The organism is Embleya sp. AB8, assembly GCF_049739465.1.
In the GTDB taxonomy this organism is placed as follows: domain Bacteria; phylum Actinomycetota; class Actinomycetes; order Streptomycetales; family Streptomycetaceae; genus Embleya.
In genome coordinates this window covers 171,266-191,823 of the sequence record NZ_JBMHHY010000014.1, presented here as the reverse complement: position 1 = coordinate 191,823, position 20,558 = coordinate 171,266, and the positions used below count along the sequence as shown (strand labels likewise).

The 20,558-nt window shown below is 72.4% G+C and carries 22 protein-coding genes; 4 read left to right on the top strand and 18 right to left on the bottom strand.

All coding sequences use genetic code 11. The annotated features are described in order from the left end of the window. Positions 1 to 62: 62 nt before the first annotated feature. The 3 genes from ABIA38_RS22340 to ABIA38_RS22330 form a co-directional block, all read right to left on the bottom strand. A complete protein-coding gene (locus ABIA38_RS22340) occupies positions 63 to 545 on the bottom strand; it encodes a hypothetical protein (protein ID WP_424640518.1) in 483 nt (160 codons plus the stop codon). Between the two features lie 271 nt (positions 546 to 816). Next, positions 817 to 1,680, bottom strand: a complete 864-nt coding sequence (locus tag ABIA38_RS22335) for a hypothetical protein (RefSeq protein WP_424640517.1) — start codon at positions 1,678 to 1,680, stop codon at positions 817 to 819. Between the two features lie 34 nt (positions 1,681 to 1,714). Continuing rightward, positions 1,715 to 2,272 (bottom strand): SigE family RNA polymerase sigma factor, encoded by a 558-nt coding sequence (locus ABIA38_RS22330; protein WP_424640516.1) that lies wholly within the window; start codon positions 2,270 to 2,272, stop codon positions 1,715 to 1,717. Positions 2,273 to 2,675: 403 nt separating this feature from the next. On the opposite strand from ABIA38_RS22330, the gene ABIA38_RS22325 reads away from it, so the two are divergent. Next, on the top strand, positions 2,676 to 3,581 hold the full coding sequence (locus tag ABIA38_RS22325; protein WP_424640515.1) for a hypothetical protein: 906 nt from the start codon (positions 2,676 to 2,678) through the stop codon (positions 3,579 to 3,581). Between the two features lie 172 nt (positions 3,582 to 3,753). Here the strand turns inward: ABIA38_RS22325 and ABIA38_RS22320 are convergent, their stop codons facing one another. The 5 genes from ABIA38_RS22320 to ABIA38_RS22300 all read right to left on the bottom strand — a co-directional run bounded on the left by ABIA38_RS22320 (position 3,754) and on the right by ABIA38_RS22300 (position 8,051). Beyond that, positions 3,754 to 4,509, bottom strand: coding sequence for a polysaccharide deacetylase family protein (locus ABIA38_RS22320; RefSeq protein ID WP_424640514.1), 756 nt, complete (start codon positions 4,507 to 4,509; stop codon positions 3,754 to 3,756). A 430-nt stretch (positions 4,510 to 4,939) separates the two neighbouring features. Continuing rightward, the gene (locus tag ABIA38_RS22315) at positions 4,940 to 5,449 is read right to left on the bottom strand and encodes a GNAT family N-acetyltransferase (protein ID WP_424640513.1); all 510 of its coding nucleotides are present in this window, start codon (positions 5,447 to 5,449) and stop codon (positions 4,940 to 4,942) included. A 276-nt stretch (positions 5,450 to 5,725) separates the two neighbouring features. Further along, on the bottom strand, positions 5,726 to 6,283 hold the full coding sequence (locus ABIA38_RS22310; RefSeq protein WP_424640512.1) for a DUF3060 domain-containing protein: 558 nt from the start codon (positions 6,281 to 6,283) through the stop codon (positions 5,726 to 5,728). 128 nt (positions 6,284 to 6,411) lie between these two features. Then, complete coding sequence (locus ABIA38_RS22305) at positions 6,412 to 7,323, bottom strand: sensor histidine kinase (RefSeq protein WP_424640511.1); 912 nt, start codon at positions 7,321 to 7,323, stop codon at positions 6,412 to 6,414. Continuing rightward, positions 7,320 to 8,051, bottom strand: a complete 732-nt coding sequence (locus ABIA38_RS22300) for a response regulator transcription factor (RefSeq protein WP_424640510.1) — start codon at positions 8,049 to 8,051, stop codon at positions 7,320 to 7,322. The genes ABIA38_RS22305 and ABIA38_RS22300 overlap by 4 nt, the downstream gene beginning before the upstream one ends. Positions 8,052 to 8,464: 413 nt before the next feature. Here ABIA38_RS22300 and ABIA38_RS22295 point away from each other — a divergent pair, with 413 nt between their 5' ends. Next, positions 8,465 to 8,704 carry a DUF397 domain-containing protein gene (locus ABIA38_RS22295; RefSeq protein ID WP_424640509.1) on the top strand — a complete coding sequence of 80 codons (240 nt, stop codon included), beginning with the start codon at positions 8,465 to 8,467 and terminating at the stop codon, positions 8,702 to 8,704. 103 nt (positions 8,705 to 8,807) lie between these two features. Then, positions 8,808 to 9,737 (top strand): helix-turn-helix domain-containing protein, encoded by a 930-nt coding sequence (locus tag ABIA38_RS22290; RefSeq protein WP_424640508.1) that lies wholly within the window; start codon positions 8,808 to 8,810, stop codon positions 9,735 to 9,737. A gap of 56 nt (positions 9,738 to 9,793) precedes the next feature. Here ABIA38_RS22290 and ABIA38_RS22285 read toward each other — a convergent pair whose 3' ends face one another. Further along, positions 9,794 to 10,606, bottom strand: a complete 813-nt coding sequence (locus tag ABIA38_RS22285; RefSeq protein WP_424640507.1) for an SAM-dependent methyltransferase — start codon at positions 10,604 to 10,606, stop codon at positions 9,794 to 9,796. A 77-nt stretch (positions 10,607 to 10,683) separates the two neighbouring features. Beyond that, positions 10,684 to 11,205 carry a hypothetical protein gene (locus tag ABIA38_RS22280; protein ID WP_424640506.1) on the bottom strand — a complete coding sequence of 174 codons (522 nt, stop codon included), beginning with the start codon at positions 11,203 to 11,205 and terminating at the stop codon, positions 10,684 to 10,686. 496 nt (positions 11,206 to 11,701) lie between these two features. On the opposite strand from ABIA38_RS22280, the gene ABIA38_RS22275 reads away from it, so the two are divergent. Then, positions 11,702 to 12,514, top strand: a complete 813-nt coding sequence (locus ABIA38_RS22275) for an SAM-dependent methyltransferase (RefSeq protein ID WP_424640505.1) — start codon at positions 11,702 to 11,704, stop codon at positions 12,512 to 12,514. Positions 12,515 to 12,630: 116 nt separating this feature from the next. Here the strand turns inward: ABIA38_RS22275 and ABIA38_RS22270 are convergent, their stop codons facing one another. From ABIA38_RS22270 to ABIA38_RS22235, 8 genes are all read right to left on the bottom strand, one after another. Next, the gene (locus ABIA38_RS22270; RefSeq protein ID WP_424640504.1) at positions 12,631 to 13,836 is read right to left on the bottom strand and encodes an alpha/beta hydrolase family protein; all 1,206 of its coding nucleotides are present in this window, start codon (positions 13,834 to 13,836) and stop codon (positions 12,631 to 12,633) included. A gap of 223 nt (positions 13,837 to 14,059) precedes the next feature. After that, positions 14,060 to 16,351 carry an FtsX-like permease family protein gene (locus ABIA38_RS22265; RefSeq protein WP_424640584.1) on the bottom strand — a complete coding sequence of 764 codons (2,292 nt, stop codon included), beginning with the start codon at positions 16,349 to 16,351 and terminating at the stop codon, positions 14,060 to 14,062. A 20-nt stretch (positions 16,352 to 16,371) separates the two neighbouring features. Continuing rightward, positions 16,372 to 17,052 carry an ABC transporter ATP-binding protein gene (locus tag ABIA38_RS22260; RefSeq protein ID WP_424640503.1) on the bottom strand — a complete coding sequence of 227 codons (681 nt, stop codon included), beginning with the start codon at positions 17,050 to 17,052 and terminating at the stop codon, positions 16,372 to 16,374. Next, entirely contained in the window at positions 17,049 to 17,573 is a 525-nt protein-coding gene (locus tag ABIA38_RS22255) for a PadR family transcriptional regulator (RefSeq protein WP_424640502.1), read from the bottom strand. The genes ABIA38_RS22260 and ABIA38_RS22255 overlap by 4 nt, the downstream gene beginning before the upstream one ends. Before the next feature lie 145 nt (positions 17,574 to 17,718). After that, on the bottom strand, positions 17,719 to 18,510 hold the full coding sequence (locus ABIA38_RS22250; protein ID WP_424640501.1) for a S1 family peptidase: 792 nt from the start codon (positions 18,508 to 18,510) through the stop codon (positions 17,719 to 17,721). Positions 18,511 to 18,722: 212 nt separating this feature from the next. Continuing rightward, complete coding sequence (locus ABIA38_RS22245; protein WP_424640500.1) at positions 18,723 to 19,040, bottom strand: peptidylprolyl isomerase; 318 nt, start codon at positions 19,038 to 19,040, stop codon at positions 18,723 to 18,725. 330 nt (positions 19,041 to 19,370) lie between these two features. Continuing rightward, positions 19,371 to 20,327: an oxidoreductase gene (locus tag ABIA38_RS22240; protein ID WP_424640499.1), complete on the bottom strand. Its 957-nt coding sequence runs from the start codon at positions 20,325 to 20,327 to the stop codon at positions 19,371 to 19,373. A gap of 65 nt (positions 20,328 to 20,392) precedes the next feature. After that, positions 20,393 to 20,533 carry a hypothetical protein gene (locus ABIA38_RS22235; protein WP_424640498.1) on the bottom strand — a complete coding sequence of 47 codons (141 nt, stop codon included), beginning with the start codon at positions 20,531 to 20,533 and terminating at the stop codon, positions 20,393 to 20,395. Between the last annotated feature and the right edge of the window lie 25 nt (positions 20,534 to 20,558).

The following is a 20,558-nucleotide window of genomic DNA, read 5'->3' as shown; positions in this document are numbered from 1 at the left end:
GGGATTTCACGCTACTGGAAACGGTGGCCGCGCCCGTACAGTACGGCGCTCGGTGCCGATGTTCACCCATGTTCGGCCGGATTGCCCGAACCCGGCGAAGTGTGGGGGGTGTTGGCGACCGTGGTGTGGAAGGTCTGGCGGGCGAAGTCGCGTCCTTGCTGCACAGGCGCGTGGTACTCGCCTCCGCTGATGGTGTTGTGAACCACGCTCGTGGTTTCCCCCCGGTCCCCGACCAGCGGCGCGAGTTCGTCGAGGAGAGCCCGCAGGTCCGCGGCTGCGACCGGGTCGGTACGCAGAACTCGGCGTAGTCGGGTGCGCCACTCCGCCTCGACGTCGGCGACCACCTGCTCGTCTCCCGCTTCGCGGGCAGCCGTCAATTCACGCTGGGAAGTCTCCAGTTCAAGCTCTGCCACGTCGGTATCGCCGCTGTCCCGGCCGAAGAAGGCGGCCAGGCGGGCCCGCGCCTGCGCCCACGACTCGGAGACCATCAGGCCGACCATGGTGGTCGCCCCGGATGTCGCCAGCGTCAACAGTTCCGCTTCCACAAGACCCCACATTCGGTGCAGTCGGTGCATTCGGTGCCGCATTGGACGGATCGAGGTGCGACGTCGTGCAGCCGCGTCTCCGGCCCAGCATTTCACGTGACGACCCGTTCACGCAGTGTCCCGCGAGATCGATGTGGCGGTCGCCGTGTCCAGCTCGCTCGTGTCGTGGCCGATGATCGCAGCGCACAGGACCGGGCCCACCCCGAGATCGAGTCTCGGGGTGGGCCTTGCGGCCTTGGGGGACCCTGGGGCCCGGGCGGCGTCCGGCGGCTCAGTGTTCGCCGGAAGGAGCCGGACGGGCCGCCGGCAGAGCGGTCCGGAAGGCCGGGGTGGAGGCGAGGGTTACCAGGTCGGCGGCGGTCAACGGGGAACCGTTGAGGATGGTGCCGAACTTGTCACGGTTGCTCGATGTGAACGAGTACGAGATACCGGCGGGGGTGATGAAGTCCAGGAACACACTCTTGTCCCGGCCGGTGGGCAGGGTGGCGGTGATGGCTTTCGCGCCGTCGGGGAGGACCGCGCCGGCGCAGTCGGTCCAGTCCAGCGTGTTGGTCTGGCCCGTCTTGTTGTCGATTTGCGGGCCGAGTTCGCAGGGCAACTGCGGCCGGCCGCCCGGGGTGGTCGCCTCGCCGCTGGTGAGGTCGAAGGTGAGGGTGCTGCCGTCGGTGCGGGTCAACAGGAAGAAGAGGGTCTTGTCCCCCTCGGCCTGGTCGACGGCCTTGGTGATGCCGGCGGGAAGGTTGGCCCGCAGGGCGGCGAGAACCCGGTCGTGGATGGGACCGCGGTCGAGGATGAAGTTCTCGTCGGGCGGCGCGGTCGAGAGCCAGGCGGTCGAGGGCAAGGCAGGCGAGGACGAGGCGGGCGAAGGTAGCGTGATCGTCGCGGTGGGGGCCGCGGCCGGACCGGAGCCCGCGTGGCCACCGTCGCCGGGGACGAGGGCGAAGGCCCCGGCGGTGGCGCCGGCGAGTACGGCACCGACCGCGAGGGTGGCCACGCCGATGGCCAGTCGGCGCCGGCGCCGGCGCCGAATGCCGCCCGCGCGAACGTCCGGGAGGATGTTGGGGATCGGCGGTTCGGCGCCCCCGGCTGGGAGCATGTCCTGGAGCAGGGTGGGCAGTTCGTCTTCGAGGGGCATTCGGTGCTCCTTTGTGGCAGTGCCGATGATGCGGTTACGAGTGGGCGATGTCGATCAGGGACTCGCCGAGGATGGTGCGGAGTTGGTCGAGGCCGCGGCTGGCTGCGGAGCGGATGGCCGTGGAGCTGCGACCCAGGAGCGCGGCGGTTTCCTCGACGCTCTGGTCCTCCCAGTAGCGCAGGACCAGTACGGCTCGGTAGCCCGGCGACACCCGACCGAGTGCAGCCAGCAACGCGAGGCGTCGGGCGCTGTCCGCGTCGTGCCCCGGCGCGTCGGGCGGATCGGGCAGCGTCGCCGTGGGGAACTCGCGGCTGGAGCGCAGGCGTTTGGTGTCCAGGAAGCCCCGGATCATGACCCGCCGGGTGTAGGTGTCGACGGCACCGGGATCCCGCATCCGATGCCAGGACGCGAACACCTTCTCCAACGCGATCTGGACCAGGTCCTCGGCTTGGTGCCAGTCGCCGCAGAGCAGGTACGCGGTGCGGCGCAGCGCCTGGTAGCGCGCGACGACGAATTCGTCGAACAGCCGCTCCCGATCTGATTTGCATTGATCTCGGATCGCCTTTGGTTGGGTTTTGAATGGTTTTGTCAAAGTAACGATCCCCGAGATGCGACGTGATGGGTGGCTTTGGGCTGCTTCTTGAGCTGCGGCTTGGGCTGGTGTCGGGAGATAGACGGGTCGGACGCCTCGAGATGTTGCGTCGTCCGTTCGGGAACCGCCGGCCTGTCGGGGCACACGGCCGCCCGGCACCGGGGTGCGGGTGCGGGTGCGGGTGCGGGTGCGAGCATGCCGCAGACGGTGACGAGTGCGGGTTTTGTGCCTCGTCGGTCGAGGGCCGGTCCCCGGCGAGGTCCCCGGGTGATGCCTCGGCGCAGGGCCGCGGCCGTGGCGGCGCGGCGGCGGTGGAACGGCCGCGCGGCGGACGGGCGGCACGGACTCGGAGCGCCGGATCGAGAGCCCGGCCGTGAACCGAGACGCGCAACGTGGTTGCGCCATGGGTTGGTTGCGCCGCGCCTCGGGCCGGCTGCCGACACGCCGCCCACCGGCCGGCGGCGGTCGTGCCGCCGAGCGGGCCGGCGCCGGCGCCGGGCGCGCCACGGGGTTGCGGCGGGGTTGCGACGGGGTTGCGACGGCCTCCCGACCTCGCGCCGAGGGCGTACTCGCCGTGGGGACCGGGTTGATGATCGCCGCGTTCGAGTTCGCGTCGTTGCCTGCGGTGGTCGGCCTGGCGTTGCTCGGCGCGGTCGTCGCAGCGTTCTCGTATCGCGCGCTCACCCCGTCCGGGACCACGCGCGCCGCGCGGGGGTTGCTCGCCGGAATCGCCATGCGCCGGCTGCTCTCGGCGGCCTACTTCGGGGCCGACACGTTCCTCCCGCTCGGCCCGACCGAGCTGCGCGGGCTCGGCACCATCGAGGCGGGTCCGGGCAGGTCGGCGGGGGCACCGACCTGGGTGGCCGGGTCGGCGCTCCGGGCCCGGTGGGACGACCGGTGCGGCGCGCGGCTGCGCCCGACGTACAGCGCGCTCGGCACTGTGGTGTTGTGCGTGGGCATCGTGGTGTCGACCGCCACCATCCTGATCGACGCCGTACCGCCGCTGGTGGCCGTCGCAGGCTGGGCGATCGGCGGGTTCGGCATGGGGGTGGCGTACCACGCCGCATCCGCCGCGGTCGTGGCCCAGGGCCCGGATGAGCAACAGGGCCGTACCGGTGCGGCGTTGCAGTTGTCCCAGACGTTCGCCGTCGCGGTGCTCGGCGGTCTCGGCGGCGGCGCGGTCGCGTTGAGCCACGCGCACGGCGCGGGCCTGGGCACCGCGCTCGGCGTCACATTCGGCCGCACCGCGCTCCTCGCGCCGGTCGCGATCCCCGTATCGCGGCGCATCAAGGTACCGCCGGCGCACTGACGGCGCACTCCCCCCGGGCCGCCCTGCCCGCCGCCCGCCGCCCGCCGCCGGCCGCCCGCCGCCCGCCGCCGAGCATGCCGACTGCACGCCCGGCGGCGGACTAAGCGGACTCATCCGGTGGTCGCCTCGGCCGCCCGGCGAGGTACGTCCGAGCTGTCGGGCACCCCCGGGGTCAGCGGGACGGGAGGTCGAAGCCCCAGCCCTTGGCCTTGTATTCGGTGATCAGCCGGTCCACCGCGTCCACCGTCTGCTGCCGGTCGCCGCCCGCGTCGTGCAGGGTGACCACGCCGGTCGGGGTGATGCCGTCGCGCAGCCGCTGGAGCAGTACGTCCACGCCGGGGAGTTCCCAGTCGCCCGGCATCAGGGTCCAACTCAGCGGACGCAGGCCCAGGTTCGCGGCCACGGCCGGCGACTGACCCCAATTGCCGTACGGCGCGCGGAAGTAGGGGATCTCCACCCCCGGTACGGCGGCCCGGATCTGCGCGTTGGTCTGCTGGATGTCCGCCTCGATGTCCGCCGGGGAGACCGTGGTCAGGTCGCGGTGGCGGTAGGTGTGGTTGCACAGCGTGTGGCCGTCCGCGACGATCGCCCGGACCTGCGCCTGCTGCCATTCGACCTGCTCGCCGACCAGGCAGAACACCGCCTTGACCTGGTGCTTCCTGAGCACCTGGAGAAGTTGCGGGGTGTACTGCGAGCTGGGCCCGTCGTCGAAGGTGAGCGCGACCTGGTTGCCGGGGTGGGCGGTCGTGGTGATCAGCGCGGGGCTCACCGGGCCCGCCGCGGCGGCGGGCGTTAAGTCGGCGGGCGCGGGCGCCGCCGTCGCGGCGGGGGCGCCGACCCAGGCGGTGGCGGCGCAGACTATCGCGGCGGTCAGGGTCGCCAACCGGCGACGACGCGACCGGGGGCGGGCGGAGCGGATGTCATGCATCGGGGTGGTTCCTTTCGGTGGAACTGGTGGTGATCGCCGTGCGGTGGAGCCCTCCGGATCGGCCACCGAAATGGCTGCCGGATCGGCTCGCGGTGGACCGGATCACGATGGATCGGTGAATTCCGGGGTGGATATCGATATCTGCCGTTCACGTCCCGGATTACCGACCGACAACCATCGGAGCAGCGACCCGAAACCATGGTAGCTATATGTATATCCGGCTTGACTGTGTGGAATCGCACCTGCTCACCGGCTTGACCGAGTGATCGAATATCGCTCATAATCACGGGCGGTCAATTCCATACCGAATTATCGGAACAAAATCCACACAGTCCCCCATATCCCATGACCAATATCGGGAAAACCGGGCCACGGCGAAAACCCGCCGCCCCGACCAGGGGTCGGAACGGCGGGTCCGGTGGTGGCGGGATCAGATGCCGAATGGGGCGGCGTAGTGCACGATCCCGGCGGGCAGCGGGTGTTCGGGGTCGAGGGTGAGGGCCATCAGGGCCTCGTCCGGGACCTCGATGGTGAGCCCGATACCGTGCGTCGAGGCGCGGGTGAAGCCGAACCTCGGGTAGTAGGCCGGGTGGCCCAGGACGACCACGAAGTGCTCGCCCAGGTCGGCGGCCGACCGCAGTGCGGTGTGGATGGCGGCCGAACCGGCGCCGGTCTTCTGGTATTCGGGAAGTACGGCGACCGGGGCCAGGCACAGCGCCGGCACGGTGCCGATGTGGCAGCGGGTCAGCAGTGCGTGGCCGATCGGCCGGTCGTGCCGGTCGGTGGCGACGATGGACAGGCCCGGGATCCAGCTCGGGTCGGTCCGCAGTGCGTCGACGAGGTCGGCTTCCGCGCCGGTCTCGAACGCGGCGGCGTTGATCGTGTGCACGGTGGGGATGTCGGCGGCGGTCTCGGCGCGCGTGATCCAGGTGGTGCTCATGATGGATGTCGATCCGTTCCTGGTGGGTTCGTGTGGGTGTCGCCTCGCGCGGGTGCACGCTGCCCGCGCGGGCGAACTACGAGACGGGGTCAGGCCATCGCCCGGGACGTGCGGCTGATCCGGACGCTGCGCACGACAGTGGCCCTTCGCGCGGTCATCAACCCCACCTCCTCGTTTGCCTCGATCCCGGCCGAACACGAACGCCGTTCAGTCTAGCGAAGACCGGTCACCCGCCCGGAACGGATCGACCGCCGAGGTCACCGTGACGTGTCGAGGTCACAATGACGTGATGTGGTCGCTCGTCCCGTTGTCGAGGATCTCCGGCTTGCTGCCGTCCGACTTGACCCCGTAGAGCACCAGGTGCTTCGAGCCGTTCACGGTGATCTTGTCGAACCAGGACACCTCGATGCTGTGCGAGGCGCCCGTGACGGTCAGCTGCCGGCAGAAGCCGGTGAGGGTGATCGAGATCGAGTCGCCCTCGATCCGCACGTCGCGGCCGGTGCAGTCGGTGGTCGGCTGGGTGCCGGTCCCGGAGATCACCAGCGGTCCCGGGCCGGACGGCGTGCTCGGCGCCGGCGGCGCGGACACCGACGCCGGCGCCGACGGGGTGGCCTTGCCGGTCTGCGGCGTGGACGTCGACGGCTGGTCGCTCGCCGACGCCGGGGCCGGGGCTCCCGTTCCGCTCCCGGTGGTGGTGCCGGAGCCGTTCGCGGTGGGGCTGCTCGCCGGCGCCGCGGTGTCGTTCTTCTTCTCGATCCCCGCTTCGCACGCGGTGGCGCCGAGCACGAAGCCGCCGGTCAGCAGGAGCGCGGGCAGCACGGTACGGATATGCATTTCGGTTTCTCCCCCATGGTCCTCGGGCCGGTTCGGCCGCTGCGCTCAACGCTAGGGAACGTGTGTCGCACCGGTGTGGCAGCCGGCTACCGGATCCGCGACATCGCCGACCGGATTCGGCGACACGGTCACGACGCGGGCAGTCGCAGTCGTACGACCGTGCCCGACTCGGGCCGGCTGCGCAGTTCGGTGTTGCCGCCGTGCCGCACCACGACGGCCTGGACCAGGGCCAGCCCGAGCCCGCTGCCCGGCGTCCCACGCGCGTCGCTGCCGCGAACCAACTCCTCCCAGACCGAGGGAAGTTCGTCGGCGCGGATGCCGCGTCCGGTGTCCGCGACCTCGACCACGACGTGGCCGTCCTCGGCGAACGCGCGCAGTTCGATCGCGCAGCCGGGATCGCTGTACTTGACCGCGTTCCCGACCAGGTTCTCGAGCGCCAGTTCCAGCAGGTCCGGATCGCCCGCGAGGGTGGGCAGCGGCCAGGGCACGCGCGGCACCGAGACGGTGATCCGCCGGTCCGCGCCACCGGGCAGATCGCGGGCGGTCTCGCCGGCGGCGTCCAGGAGCACCGCCACATCCACCGCCACCCGCTCCAGCGGGCGCGATTCGATGTCGGCGAGTTTGCGCAGGTCGCCGGTGATCCGGGCGAGCCGGGCGACCTGTTCCCCCACGCTGCCCAGCGAGCCGTCCGGGCCCGCGTCCACGCCGTCGGCGGCGAGGTTGGCCAGCCCCAGGCGCATCGCGGTCGGCGGGTTCTTCAGCTCGTGGTCGAGCCGGCGCAGGAACCGGTGGTGCTCGGCCGCCGCCTCGGCGCGGGCGCTCGCCCGGGCCCGGGCGACGCGCCTGCGTACGGTGACCACGAGCGTGGCGGCGCCGGCCGCGAGCAGGCCCAGGATCGCCACGCCCAGGACGGGGGCGAAGCGTACGTACACCTCCCAGCCGCCGCCGAACATCGCCGTCGCCACCAGCGCGGCGACGAAGGCGACGATCGCCGCGCCCGGGACCGGGCCTGGCCGGGCCAGTCGGCGCCGGCGGGTCATTCGGCCGCCTCGACGCGGGCCACGAAGCGGTAGCCCTCGCCGATGACCGTCTCGATCCAGCGCGGTGCGCCGGAGTCGTCGCCGAGCGCCCGGCGCAGTTCCGCGACCCGGTTGTCCACCGCGCGAGTGGTGGCGGCCGATTCCCAGCCCCACAGCACCTCCATCAGCCGCTCGCGGGAGAGCAGTTCGTCGGGGTGGGTGACCAGATAGTCGAGCAGCGCGCCGGCCTTGGGGGTGAGGGTCAGCTCGCGCTCGCCCAGCCACGCGCGGCGTGCGGTCCGGTCCACCCGCAGCGCCCCGGCACGCAACCTTCCCGCGCCCGCCAACGGCGGCGGTCCGCGTCCGGCTCGACGTAGCAACGCCCGCATTCGGGCGATGAGTTCGTAGGGGTCGAAGGGTTTGTTGAGGTAGTCGTCGGCGCCCTCCTCCAGGGCCATCGCCCGCTCGGTCGACTCGCCGACCCGGGTGAGCAGGATGACCGGGATCCAGGCCCCGGAACGCCGGATGCGGCGCAGCACCTCGCGCCCGTCCAGGTGCGGCATGAGCACGTCGAGCACGATCAGGTCGGGCGCGGGTGCGCCGGTGGCCGCGGCGAGGGCCGCGGCGCCGTCGTGCACGGTCCGGATGTCGAATCCGGAGCGTTCGAGGAGTGGCCCGAGTTGTCCGGTGATGGCGACGTCGTCGTCCGCCGGCAGCACCGCGGGCCGTCTCGCCTGGTCTTCTGTCACCGTGCTCCACCCCCGTGTCCGGGTCGAGGATAGGGGACGGGGTGCGGGAAGGCCGGGGCTTCGGCCTCGCCGCCCGGGTCGGTTTCCGGCGCCGGGCCGGGCGGCGTTCGCAGCCACGCGCTCGGGCCGGTTCGGCCGGCCGCACCCGGTCGAGGTGCGGCCCGTTCGCCGAGCCGGATGGGCAACTCGCCTGCCCCTGCGATGAGTTGGAATCGGCCGGCGCCGAGCGGTCGCGGTGTCGTGGGCGGTGGGCCGGGTCGGGGGAGAACTCTTTCGAGGGACTTCCCGGTCGGTGTTCGGTGACTAGGCTGGCCTCGGTCCTTCGTGCGAATGCGGGTGGTTTTGCCCGACGGGCCGCTGTGTGTCCGTGATCGCGCCGTGGGGGTCGCGATCGGACCGGATCGGGAAGGGTGATGACGATGCGTGCCACCAACGGGGATCCGGCGGACTCGTTCGGATCGCTGACCTGGGTGAAGAGCAGCGCGAGCACGGCGGAGGGGAACTGTGTGGAGTTGGCCGCGCTGCCCGGTGGCGAGGTCGCGGTGCGCAATTCGCGCTTCGCCCGGGGGCCGGCCCTGGTCTACACCCGGGCGGAGTTGGCCGCGTTCGTCGCCGGCGCCCGCAACGGCGAGTTCGACGCCCTGATCGACTGACCGCGCGCACGACCGGCACCGGGCCCGGTCGCCGGATCCACGGACACGCGGGGTTCGGCTCGGGATAATGGCGCGGGTCGACACGCCCAGTTCTGGAGCCCGCATGTCCGCCGACCGCCCGGCCCGCGTCTCGTCGTCGGTCGCCCCCGTGGTGGCGTTCGAACGGCAGCGCAACCCGGCCGCGGCCGTGAAGGTGCTCGGCGCGACGTTGCGCAAGTTGCGCCTCGACCACGGTCTGGGTCTCAAGGACGCGGCCGAGGCGATCCGTGCCTCGATGTCCAAGATCAGCCAGCTGGAGCGCGGCGAGAGTCCGCCTCGGCCTCGGGACGTCTTCGACCTGGTCCGCTTCTACGGCGTCCACGACGAGGAATCCTTGTGCGAGATGGAGGAGTTGCTGAAGAAGGCGCTGGAGCCCGCGTGGTGGAGCCACTACAGCGACGTGATGCCGGGCTGGTTGGCTCGGCTGATCGGCATGGAGGACTCGGCGACCAGGATCGACACCTACGAGGTGCACGTCGTGCCGGGTCTGCTCCAGGTGCCCGAGTACATCCGCGCGGTGGTGCGCGGCGGGCTGCCTCGGGCGGCCCGCGCGGAGGTCGAGCGGCGGATCGAACTGCGCTGCCAGCGGCAGGCGTTGCTCGCGGACGAGGGCCGACCGGACCTGACCGCGCTGCTCGACGAGGGCATTTTGCGCCGGCCGGTCGGGGGTCCGGCGGTGATGGCCGCGCAGCTGCGCCACCTGTTGGCCGAGTCGGCGCGGGACCGGATCAACATCCGGGTGTTGCGCTTCGATCGTGCGGCCGGCCTCACCCCGCCGTCGCCGATGACCCATCTGCGCTTCGCGTCGGGCGGGCCGAGCGAGATGATCTATCTCGAGCAGGCCAACGGTGCGACGTATCTGAGCCGGCGTGCGGACATCGACGCCCATCGGGAGATCCTGTTGCGGCTGTGGGCCGTGGCCGAGGATCGCGCGTCCAGCGAACGCATGTTGCGCGAGGCCGAGCGACGCTTCGCGACCGCCGCGAACGACTGAGCCGGGCCCGGGAGTCAGCCCCGGCGGGCGGCCCCGGCGGGCGGCCCCGACCGAGGTCAGGGAATCCGGGCCAGGCCGCCGTACTCGATCCACTCGTCGGTCTCCTGACGGGCGGTGACGTGCGAGTCGGGTCGCCAGGTGGAGACCTCGACCAGGCCCGGCTCCAGGATGGTCAGTCCGGCGAAGTAGGCGTCCACCTGGGCGGGTTCGCGGACCCGGCCCCAGTTGCCGCCGGTCGCCTCGGCCATGAAGTCGCTGACCCCGTCGCGGATCGCCGGGTCCTCGCTGACCAGTTGGCAGATCACCAGGAAGCTGCCCGGGGCCAGCCGGTCGGCGACCCGGCGGATCAGCGCGGCCGGTTCGGCCGATTCCGGCAGGCAGTGCAGCACCGAGACGAACAACGCGGCGACCGGCTCGTCCGCTCGGATCAGCCGCCGGACCTCGGCATGCCCGAAGATGCCCGCGGTGTCGGTCATGTCGGCCTGGATGACGGCGGTGTTGTCGTTCTCCTCCAGCAACATCCGGCCGTGCGCCAGGACGATGGGGTCGTTGTCCACGTAGACCACCCGGGCGGCGGGGTCCACTCGCTGGGCGACCTGGTGCACGTTGTCCCGGGTGGGCAGGCCCGAGCCGTGGTCCAGGAACTGCCGTACGCCGTATTCGGCGGCCAGCACCCGAACCACACGTTGCAGGAACGCCCGGTTGTTGCACGCGAGTTCGCGCGTGCTGGGGACGATCTTGAGCAGTTCCGCGCAGGCCGCGCGATCGGCCGGGTAGTTGTCGGTGCCGCCGAGATACCAGTCGTACATCCGCGCCGCGCTGGGTGTGTCCACGTCGATTTCGAAGGCCGGCCGCTCCGCGCTCCCCATGGTGCCCCCTCGTCGAGTTCGCCACGTACCGTCCCAGCCTCCCATGCCGGGCGCGACCGACACGGGCGTGGGACCCCTCAATCGCCCGCGTCGCAATCGGGGCGGCGCCCCAGGGTCTTGACCACGTCGGTCGGCAGGCTGCGTTCGGCGAGGACCAGGTGGGCGGCGATCTCCGGCGGGTCGGCGCCCATCAGCTCGGCGGTCGCGGTGAGCGTCATGCCCAGCCGATAGTGCAGCACCACGGCGTCCGCCTGCGGCCACGGCAGCGCGTCATGCAGGGTGTCCCGCGCGGGGGCACGCGAGCGGGTCACCGTCCGGCCCAGGATCCGCCACGCTCCGGCGGCCGGGTTGGGCCCGCGCAGGATGTCCGCCCAGTTCGTGGCCAGTTCGGCGACCGCCGAGCGCACGGCCCACTCGCCCCGGACCGGATCCCCCATCCGCACTCCGGCGTATTGCGCCCAACGTGCCCGGTGCAGCAGGCAGAACGCGATGAAGTCGAGCGAGGCGCGCGCGGGCCCGTCGGCAAGGCCGAGGACGTCGGCCCGGTCGGGCCGCGCCGCACCGGGTATCAGCCTGTCGCCGCCCCCTCGGACATTCATCCCGTGTACCTCCTCCCGGTTCCCGGCGCACGCGCCCGCACCGGTGCAGCGTGCGGCCGGAGCCGGACATTCACATACTCCACACTCCGCGCCGTTTCCCGGGCCCGATTTGCGACACCGGGCCGGTGGCGGACCCGCGTCGGCGGCGAATCCATCCCTGCGGGTGATACGTATGCAAATGCAGGTGCAAAGGGTCGACGCCACACCCGTCCCCGGGCCGACGCGGTGGTCGAGCACCCGCCGCGACGCCGCCGGCGGACGTGCGCCGGCCGGGCGCGCCGCCCCCGTGACCGAGCGCGCCGGCCGACCGCGGTGGGTCGGGCCGGCGACGCGGTGGCGTCGGCCGGACACGGCCCGGCACCGGACCGACCCGAGCGCCGGCCGCCTGGCACAATGGATCGGGCATAGATCAAGATGCCCGTCCGCGCCGCCGTTTTTCGAAATACCGGCCTCGGTTTTGCCGAATGAATGGCGTACAGGAAAAGGAACCACCGCCGTGAGCGAGAGTCGACCGACCGACGGCCAGCCGACTTCCGGGCAGGACGTGGCGCACAACGCCCGGGTCTGGAACCACTGGCTGGGCGGCAAGGACAACTACCCGATCGATCGCCGGGTCGGCGACCACGTCACCGACATGTTCCCCAGCATCGGCGAAGTGGCCAGGGCGGACCGGGTGTTCCTCGGTCGCGCGGTGCGCTTCCTGGCCGGCGAGGCGGGCGTGGACCAGTTCCTGGACATCGGCACCGGGCTGCCCACCGCGGACAACACACACGAGGTCGCCCAGCGGGTGAACCCCCGGGCGCGGATCGTCTACGTGGACAACGACCCGCTGGTCCTGGCGCACGCCCGGGCGCTGCTCACCAGCACCCCCGAGGGCGCCACCGACTACATCGACGCGGACGCGCACTACCCGGACGCCATCATCACCGCCGCCAAGGCGACGCTGGACTTCGAGCGGCCGGTCGCGGTGATGTTGCTGGGCAGCCTCAACTTCATCCTGGACACCGACACGGCCGTGGACATCGTCCGCCGACTGATGGCCGCGGTGCCCGTGGGCAGCTACCTGGTGGTGACCCACCCGACCATCGAACTCGGCGGCGAGGGCAACATCGAGGCGATGCGGTTCTGGAACGAGAACGCCAAGCCGCCGATCACCGCGCGCAGCCTGGCCGAGTTCACCCGCTTCTTCGCCGACCTGGAGTTGCTCGAACCCGGCATCGTCTCCTGCGCCCGCTGGCGCGCGGATGCCGTCGACGGCGAACTCCCGCCCATCGTCCCCCAGTTCGGCGCGGTCGCACGCAAGGTGTGACCCGCCGGTCGGGTCCCGCACACGATCACCCGTACCACCGCCGGCCCGGGCGACCCCCGTCGGGATCCCCCGGGCCGCCGCTGTCATCAGGCCCGGACCCGGAGCCGGACCCGCGCCTACGGCAGGAACCGGACCTCCGGGAACCGCGGCGACGGCCCCGCCAACAGCCGCCCCTCGTGCCGTAGATGCAGGTCGAAGAACGCCCTCGGATACGCCCGCTGGATCGCCAGCGCGCGCTCGGGGCGCAACGTCCCGATCAGGTCCGCGACCTGCTGCGCCGACCAGCCCAGCCAGGCGGCGGCCTGCGGGACGATCAGTTCCTCGTCGCCGAGCGAGATGTGCTTGGTCTCCTCCACCCGCAGGTTCAGCCGCCACCCGCGCAGATGCGACCAGAACTCGGCCAGCGCCGGGATCGCGCGCGAACTCTTGTTGAGGTCCAGCGGCAGGTAGGGCCGGTCCAGTCCGGCCGACTGCACCGGTCCGTACACCGCGCCGTCCAGGCTGAGTCCGGCGAGGATCCGGTCGTCCTCGTACATCGACGCGGCCACGGTCCCGCCGCCGAGCGAGTAGCCGAACATGGCCACCCGGGACAGATCGAACGCGCTCGCGAGGCCGGCCGGCAGCGGATGCCGGTCCACGTCCGGATTGCCGCCGGCGTCCAGCACCTCGAGCGCGTCGAGCACGAACCGGGTGTCCGCCACCCGCGCCGCCGCGATGCCGTGTGCGTCCCGCGTCGCGTCGGGGATGGCCGGGATCACCGTGCCGTCCGGGAACTCCACGGCGAGGCCGCAGTACGGGTGGTCGAGCGCGACCACCAGATATCCCCGGCCGGCCAACTCCTCGCAGATCAGCGTGCAGCCGAACCGCGACCCGTTCTTGCCGGTCGAGAACACCACCACGGGCAACCGGCCCAGGCAGCCCTGGACGGGCGCGCCGTCGTGCCCGTGGGTCACCGGGGCCCGGAAGGTCCCCGGCGGGAAGCCGCCGTCGAGTCCGAACGCCTCCGCCGAGCCGGCCGGCAGCCACGGCGCGCGCGGATACCGATGTCCGGCGCGGGCCGGGTACCACAGGGTGATCATCAGCTCGCGCAACGGGTGCTCGGGCACCCACGGAACCCGCCGCGTGGCGTCGATCAGGTGCAGCGACACGGTGCCCACCGGATGCGGACCGGTGGGCCCGGGCAGCGTCGCCCGAAACGTGCCGTTCGGGGCAGCCGCAGCGGCCGGACCCGCTCCCGCGCCGAGCACCCCACCGGCGAGCAGCGCACCCGCGCCCAGACTCAGCCCGATCGCCTGACGGCGCGTCACATCAATGGAACTCATGGCTCTCCAAGGGAAATCGACGGCAGGGTCGCCCCCACGCTCCCCCGGCGGGCCACCCGCGCGGGTCGCACCCAGGGCCCGACTTCGCCGTCCACCCCCGGTACCGCACCCCGCCGTCGAGCGCCCGCCGCCCACCCCACGGGCCGACGCCGAACCCGTGGCCGGGCAACGAGCGGTGCCCGAGGCCCGGAACATCCGTGCCTCGGGCACCGCCCGTTGCGTGCTATTCGGTGCGCAGTCCGTCCGGGCGCATCAGGCGCCACAGCGGCGGCAGGCTCAGCAGCGTGACCAGCGCCACCACGGCCGCACCGATCCCGGTCATCGCCGCCATCGCGCCCCAGTCAAGGGCGAACGGTCGAGCCACCATGCCGAGCAGCGCCGCACCCAGGCCCACGCCCGTGGCCGTCGCGAGAATCAGCCCGAGGGCGACCGGAACCGCCGTCTGATAGAGGATCGACCAACTCAGCGTGCTGCGCCTGGTGCCGAACGCGACCAGCACGGACAGCAGTTTCCGCCGCTCGCGCAACTGCTCCAGCATGCTGACCAGGAGACTCGCGCCGATCATCAGCAGCACCACGGTCGTGCCGATGAACAGCGCCGTACGCACGCTCTTGAACCGGTGGTTCTCCGTGGTCCAGTGCAGATCGATGGTGCTGGCCAGCGGATCGGCCCGGGCGACCGCGTTGCGCACCAGATCGTCGGCGTTCGGGACCGCCGGGTCAAGCTGTACCTCGAAGGAGTACTCCAGACGCCGGTTCGCGGCCGGCGGCACCGCGCTCGGCGTCGCCAACAGCCCGTGGTACCGGCGCCCGCTCGCGTCCGCCCGACCCGGCACCGTTCGGGCGGTGGCCGGGATCTGCCACGGCGTCGGGGTGGCCCGCGAACCCGCGTACGTCGGATCGATGATCACGGTGTCCCCGGGCGCCGGGTTCAGCGACCCGCTCTGGTCCGGCCCGGAGGGCTCGAGCAAAAACGTGTCGCCCTCCGCGCACCGCTCGATCCGGGCCATCTCGCGCAACGCGTCGCAGCCCCCGACCGTCAGCGACGTACCCAGACCGTGTTCGGCCCGCTCGGCGACCTGGATGGTCCCGTGTCCGAACGCGCTCTTGACGCCTGAGGTCTCCCGGATCCGCCGGGTGGTCTCGGCGACCTGGTCGCTGCTCACCCGGCCGTTGGACATCACCGACAGTTGCGCCCGGCCGGGGTCCTGGCCGGTCTCCCTGGTGTAGTCGTGCTCGATGCCGGTGAACAACATCTGCAGCGCGATCGCGCCGGCCACCGCGACCGCGATGCCGTTGACCGATCGGGCCGCCGAGCCGCCGCCCAACTGGAGCCGGCGGACCGCCAGTTGCCAGGGCACCCGGCCCGCGCCGAGCCGGGACACGACGATCGCGACCAGCCACGGCAGCAGTACGGTGATGCCGGCCAGCAGGCAGACCGTGCCGGCGACCACCTGTATCTGGTTGACGCCGCCCTGCTCCGTGCTCTTGCGGATGGTCGGAACCAGCAGCCCCAGACCCACCAGTGGCAGCAGCAGTCGCCACCACACCCGGCGTCGGGCGGGGGCACCGGCGCGGACCACGCCGAGCGGCTCGATCACCACCGAGCGCATGGCGAACAGTGTCACCGCGACCGCGGCGGTCGGCACCGCGCACCCCACCAGGACCGCGAGCGGCAGGCTCGGATCCAGGTCGCCGGGGAAGATGCTGAGGTCGAACGCCTCGGCCACACCGGTGAGTTGTCGGCCGATCAGGAAGAAGCCGAGGCCGAGGGCCAGGCCGAACAGCGACCCGGCGAGCGCCTCGCCGGCCGCGATCCACCGGGTGGCCTTGGCGTCGGCGCCGACCAGGCGCAGCGCCGCGAGCCGTCGGTCGCGCCGTTCGCCGCCGAAGCGCACGGCGGTGGCGATCAGTACGGCGACCGGCATCAGCAGGACCACGAACATCACCAGGACGAGCAGGAGCAGTCGCTTGTCCAGCGGCTGGGCCGGGAACTCGTCGCCGTAGCTGGTGACTCGGCGCGCCGAGCCGGTCTCGGCGGAGAGCGCGTCGTGGCCCGCGTAGTAGGCCAGTTCGTTCGGGCCGAGCAGGCCCCGGTCGCCGATCGTGCCGGTGATCCGGTAGGGCAGCCGCTCGCGCAGCAGCCGGCCCCGGTCCGAGCCGAGCAGGTCGGCCAGCGCGGGCGAGACGACCATCTCGCCCGGTGCGGGCACCTTGGTCAGGCCCGGCGGGATCGGCGGGTGGGCGCCCTCCGCGCGCAGCAGCCGGCCGCGGATGTCCTTGCCCCGGTAGGTGGTGCCCTCGGACATGCCGACGAGCAGCGTGTTCGCGGCGGCCTGCGGCACGAACGTGATGTGCTCGAGCCGGTCGTTGCCGCGCTGGTCGCGCGCGGACAGCGCGCCGAGTATCGCCGTGGTCAGCAGCAGCAGGGCCACGCCCAGGCCGACGCCGATCGCGGTCAGCAGCGTGCGGGTCCAGCCCTCCCGGCCGCCGGTGACCGCGAATCCCGCGCCCATCCCGAGATTGCCGAACACGTTCACGCGGCGCGCGCCAGGTCCTGGGACCGGCCGTCGCGGACGACGATCTCGCGGTCGGAGTAGGCGGCGATCCGGGCTTCGTGGGTGACCAGTACGACGGCGGCGTTCGTGGCGCGGGCCGCCTCGATCAGCAGGTGCATGACACGTTCGCCGTTGAGCGAGTCCAGCGCGCCGGTGGGCTCGTCCGCGAAGACCACCTTGGGGCGGATCACCAGGGCGCGGGCCACCGCGATCCGCTGACCCTGGCCACCGGAGACCTCGGCGGGCCGCTTGCGCGCGAGGTCGGCGACCTCCAGGCGCTCCATCCAGTCCAGGGCCTGTGCCTCGGCCGTCTTGCGCTTGGCGCCGTTCAGCCGCAGTGGCAGCGCGACGTTCTCCAGGCAGGTGAGTTCGGGCACCAACTGGCCGAACTGGAAGACGAAGCCGAAGTCGCTGCGGCGCAGCGCGCTGCGTCCGGCGTCGGACATCGCGGTCAGCTCGCGGCCGGCGTAGTGGATCACCCCGGAGTCGGGGCGCACGATGCCGGCCAGGCAGTGCAGCAGGGTCGACTTGCCGGAGCCGGACGGGCCCATGATGGCGACCACTTCGCCCGCCCGGATGGTGAACTCCGCGCCGGCCAGGGCGGGGGTCGCGCCGTAGGTCTTGTGCAGGTCGCGGCCGCTGAGCAGGGCGTCGGTCACTTGCGGACCTCCCGGGTGAGTTCGCCGAGGCGGGCGGCGGTCAGTTCGAGCCAGCGCAGGTCCGCCTCGAGGTGGAACAGCGCGTGGTCGCAGATCAGGCGGTCGCTGAGGTCGCCGTCGATCTTGCGGCGGGTGAGCTCGCGCATCATGCCCAGGTGCTCGGCACGTTGGGTGTCCAGGATGTCGGCGGCGTCGCGACCGGTCAGCAGCGCGAGCACGACCTTGGTGTAGAGCGTCGACTGGAGGTAGGGCTCGGGCTTCTCCGGCCGGCCGAGCCACTGCTCGACGTCGGTGACGCCGGCGTCGGTGATCGCGTAGCGCTTGCGCTCGGGACCACCGCCGGATTCGAGGCCGTCTATCTCCACGAGGCCGTTCTTCAGCAGCCGCGACATGGTCGAGTAGACCTGACCGTAGGCCAGCGTGCGGTCGCGGCCGAAGCGCTCGTCGAAGCCGCGCTTGAGGTCGTAGCCATGGCGGGGGCCGGACTCCAGGAGCCCGAGCAGGGTGTGACCGATTGACATGCCCCGCACTATACGCACTAGGTATACCCACTGTGTATAGCGGGTCGGCAAACGGGCCTGCCACCGGTTCGGCGGCAGGCCCGAGGGGATCCGAAATCCGGTCGGACCCGGGCGAATCGCTACGCCCGCGCAGGGCCGGGACGGCTCAGAGGCCGAGTTCCCCGGTGACCGCGCTCGCCCGGGTGAAGACCGATCGGGGCTGCTCGGCGGAGCAGTACATGTTGCCCGAGGAGACGATCCCGATCAGCTTGCCGCCGGCCACCAGCGGGCCGCCCGAGTCGCCCTTGCAGACGCTGGTGCCGGGGTTGTCGGCCGGCGGCAGACCGCACACCTTGGTCGCGGTGGTGTCCCCGGGGAAGGTGTACGGGTCGCACGCCGCCGGCGGCGAGAGCACCAGCGTGGTGCGTTGCTGCCGGGTGGTCGGCACGCCGCCGTCGCGCTTGCCCCAGCCGTAGACGGTCGCCTTCCTGCCGAGCGTGTAGAGCGCGTCGTCCTTGGCACCGGCGATCGGCAGCGTCTTGTCGGCCAGCGGCCGGTTCAGTTCCAGCACGGCCGCGTCGTAGGTCAGCGTGCCGACGACGAACCTCGGGTGCACGCGCGCCCTGGTCACCTTGCGGGTGCTGCCGTTCGACGTGGTCAGGTCCACTCGTGCGGCGACCACCGTGATGCCGGTCGGGTCGGCCACGTCCATGACGCAGTGCGCCGCGGTGAGCACCTTCGTCGAGGTCACCAGGGTGCCGCCGCACAGTTGTTGTCCGTCGGCGGTGAACAGCGCGACCGCGTACGGTGCGGCGCCGGCCGGCGCGGTGCTGCCGTTGCGTACGGCCGACGCGGAGGGCGCGCAGATCGCGAGCGTGGCGAGGGCGACGGCCGCCGCGCCGAAGACCCGGGCCGGGCGGGGGCGGCGGGTGTCCTGGGTGTGCCGACTACGAATCATCCGGGGTATCCCTTTCGCTCGGGCGGCCGCGCGCCGGACGGTTCCGGCCGGGCGGCGACGCCCCTACCCCTTGCACGCGGGCCGCCGCGGTTCGGATGCATCCCCGCGCCCGGTCGGTAGCCCCCGGCGGACCGGGGCCCGCGGATGGTTCGTCGCGCCGAGCACGCCGGGCCGGGCGCGTTGTTCGTCGCGCGGAGCGGATCGGGCCTCGCTCAGTCCTCGTCGACGTGCCGGGCCGGGCGGGTGGCGGCGAGTTTGATGATGTGGAAGCCGTACTGGGACGGGACCAGGTCGCTGAACCGCCCCGGGCGCAGCCGGACCAGCGCGGCGGCGAACGCCTCGGCGTAGTCGTCCTCCTGTCCCCAGCCCAGGTCGCCGCCCTTGGCCGCGGACAGCGGGTCCTTCGACCGTTTCCGGGCCAGATCGCCGAACCGGTCCGGATCCCGGGCGAGTTCGTCGAGGATCGCCCGCCCCTCGCTCTCCGTCTCCACCGCGATGTGCAGGACGTGGTATTCCAGCGTGTCGGACAAGGTCGCTCCCGGGGTCGTCGCCACCCGGCGCGCTCGGGCCGAGCGCGGTCACCGAGTTGTCGATCAGCTGGATGATACGGCCGCCGCGCGGCGGTGCGGCCCGCGGACCGCGCCCGGGGCGGTGGGTCGGGACGCGCCGTCGGACCCCCTCGGGTCGGACGGCGCGTCTGCCGTCGCGCCTCGGCATGCCGGCGAAGTGAGCGCGCGGTGGCCCCCTTCCGCTGTTCCTCCGGCACGGCGGGCGCCGCGAGGAGCCCGCAGTGCGGATACCGGACGGCGCGGACCCGGCACGGGTTCGACGACCCGCCCGGGGACGGGCCGCACGTCCGATCAGCCGAACGCGTCCAGGCCGGTGAGGTCGGCGGACAGCCGCCACAGACGGGCGGCGTCGACCGGATCCGTCGCCCACGGTTTGACGCCGCCCACGAGCATGTCGTCGGAGGTCGCCGGTTCGGCGATGTCGCAGTCCTGGAGGTAGGCCCCGCCGTGTGCGTCGAGCACCGGCGCGGTCGCCGCCCATACGGTGGTCGCCGCGCCCTGGGCCGGCGTCTTGAAGCCGGGCGCCGGCCGGCCGTCGGCGGTCAGCCAGCCCTGGGCGACTTGCTCCTCCCGGGGGATGTGCCGTTGCAGGGGGGTGAGGATGCTGCCCGGGTGCAGCGCGAAGGCGTGCAGTCCGCGGCTCGCGCCGAGGGTGTCCAGGTGCCGGGCGAACAGCGCGTTGGCGGTCTTGGACTGCGCGTACGCCGCCCATCGGTCGTATCCGTCGCGAAAGTGTGGGTCGGCCCAGCGGATCCCGGAGAGGAAGTGGCCCGAGGAGGCCACCGCCACCACCCGGGCGCGGCCGGGGGTCAGCGCCGGGAGCAGCCGGTTGACCAGCGCGTAGTGGCCCAGGTGGTTGATCGCGAAGTGTGCCTCCCAGCCCGGGCCGATCCGGGTCTCGGGGCAGGCCATCACGCCGGCGTTGGCGATCAGCAGGTCGAGCGGGCGGGCGGTGCGCAGCAGGTCGGCGGCGAAGGCGCGGATGCTCTCCTGGTCGGCGAGGTCGAGTTCGTGTACCTCGGTACCGGGCACCTCGCGCAGCGCGGACTCGGCGGCGGCGGCCCGGCGCGCGGGCACGATCACGTGCGCACCGGCGCGGGTCAACGCGCGCGTGGTGGCCAGGCCCAGGCCCGAGTAGCCGCCGGTGACCAGGGCGGTCCGGCCGGAGAGGTCGATCCCGGCGAGCACGTCGTCGGTGGTGCTGTGTGCGCCGAATCCGCTGCCGATTCGGTGTTGCGTGGTCGTCATGTCGGCAACGCTAAAAGCTGGAGCGCGGTCCAGGTCAAGGCAGCCGGCCACGGCGCGCCGAGGGCCTACTCCGCGAACGATTCGGCGAGCGCGGCCGGCGATTCCTGGCTCCAGGTCGGTCGGCCGGCCGTCAGGTCGGCCAACACCGCGCCCACCCAGGCCGGTTCCGCCGCGGTGACCGCGCGCAGGTACTCGTCCGCCTCCACAAGCCCCCGCCACAACAAACTTGAA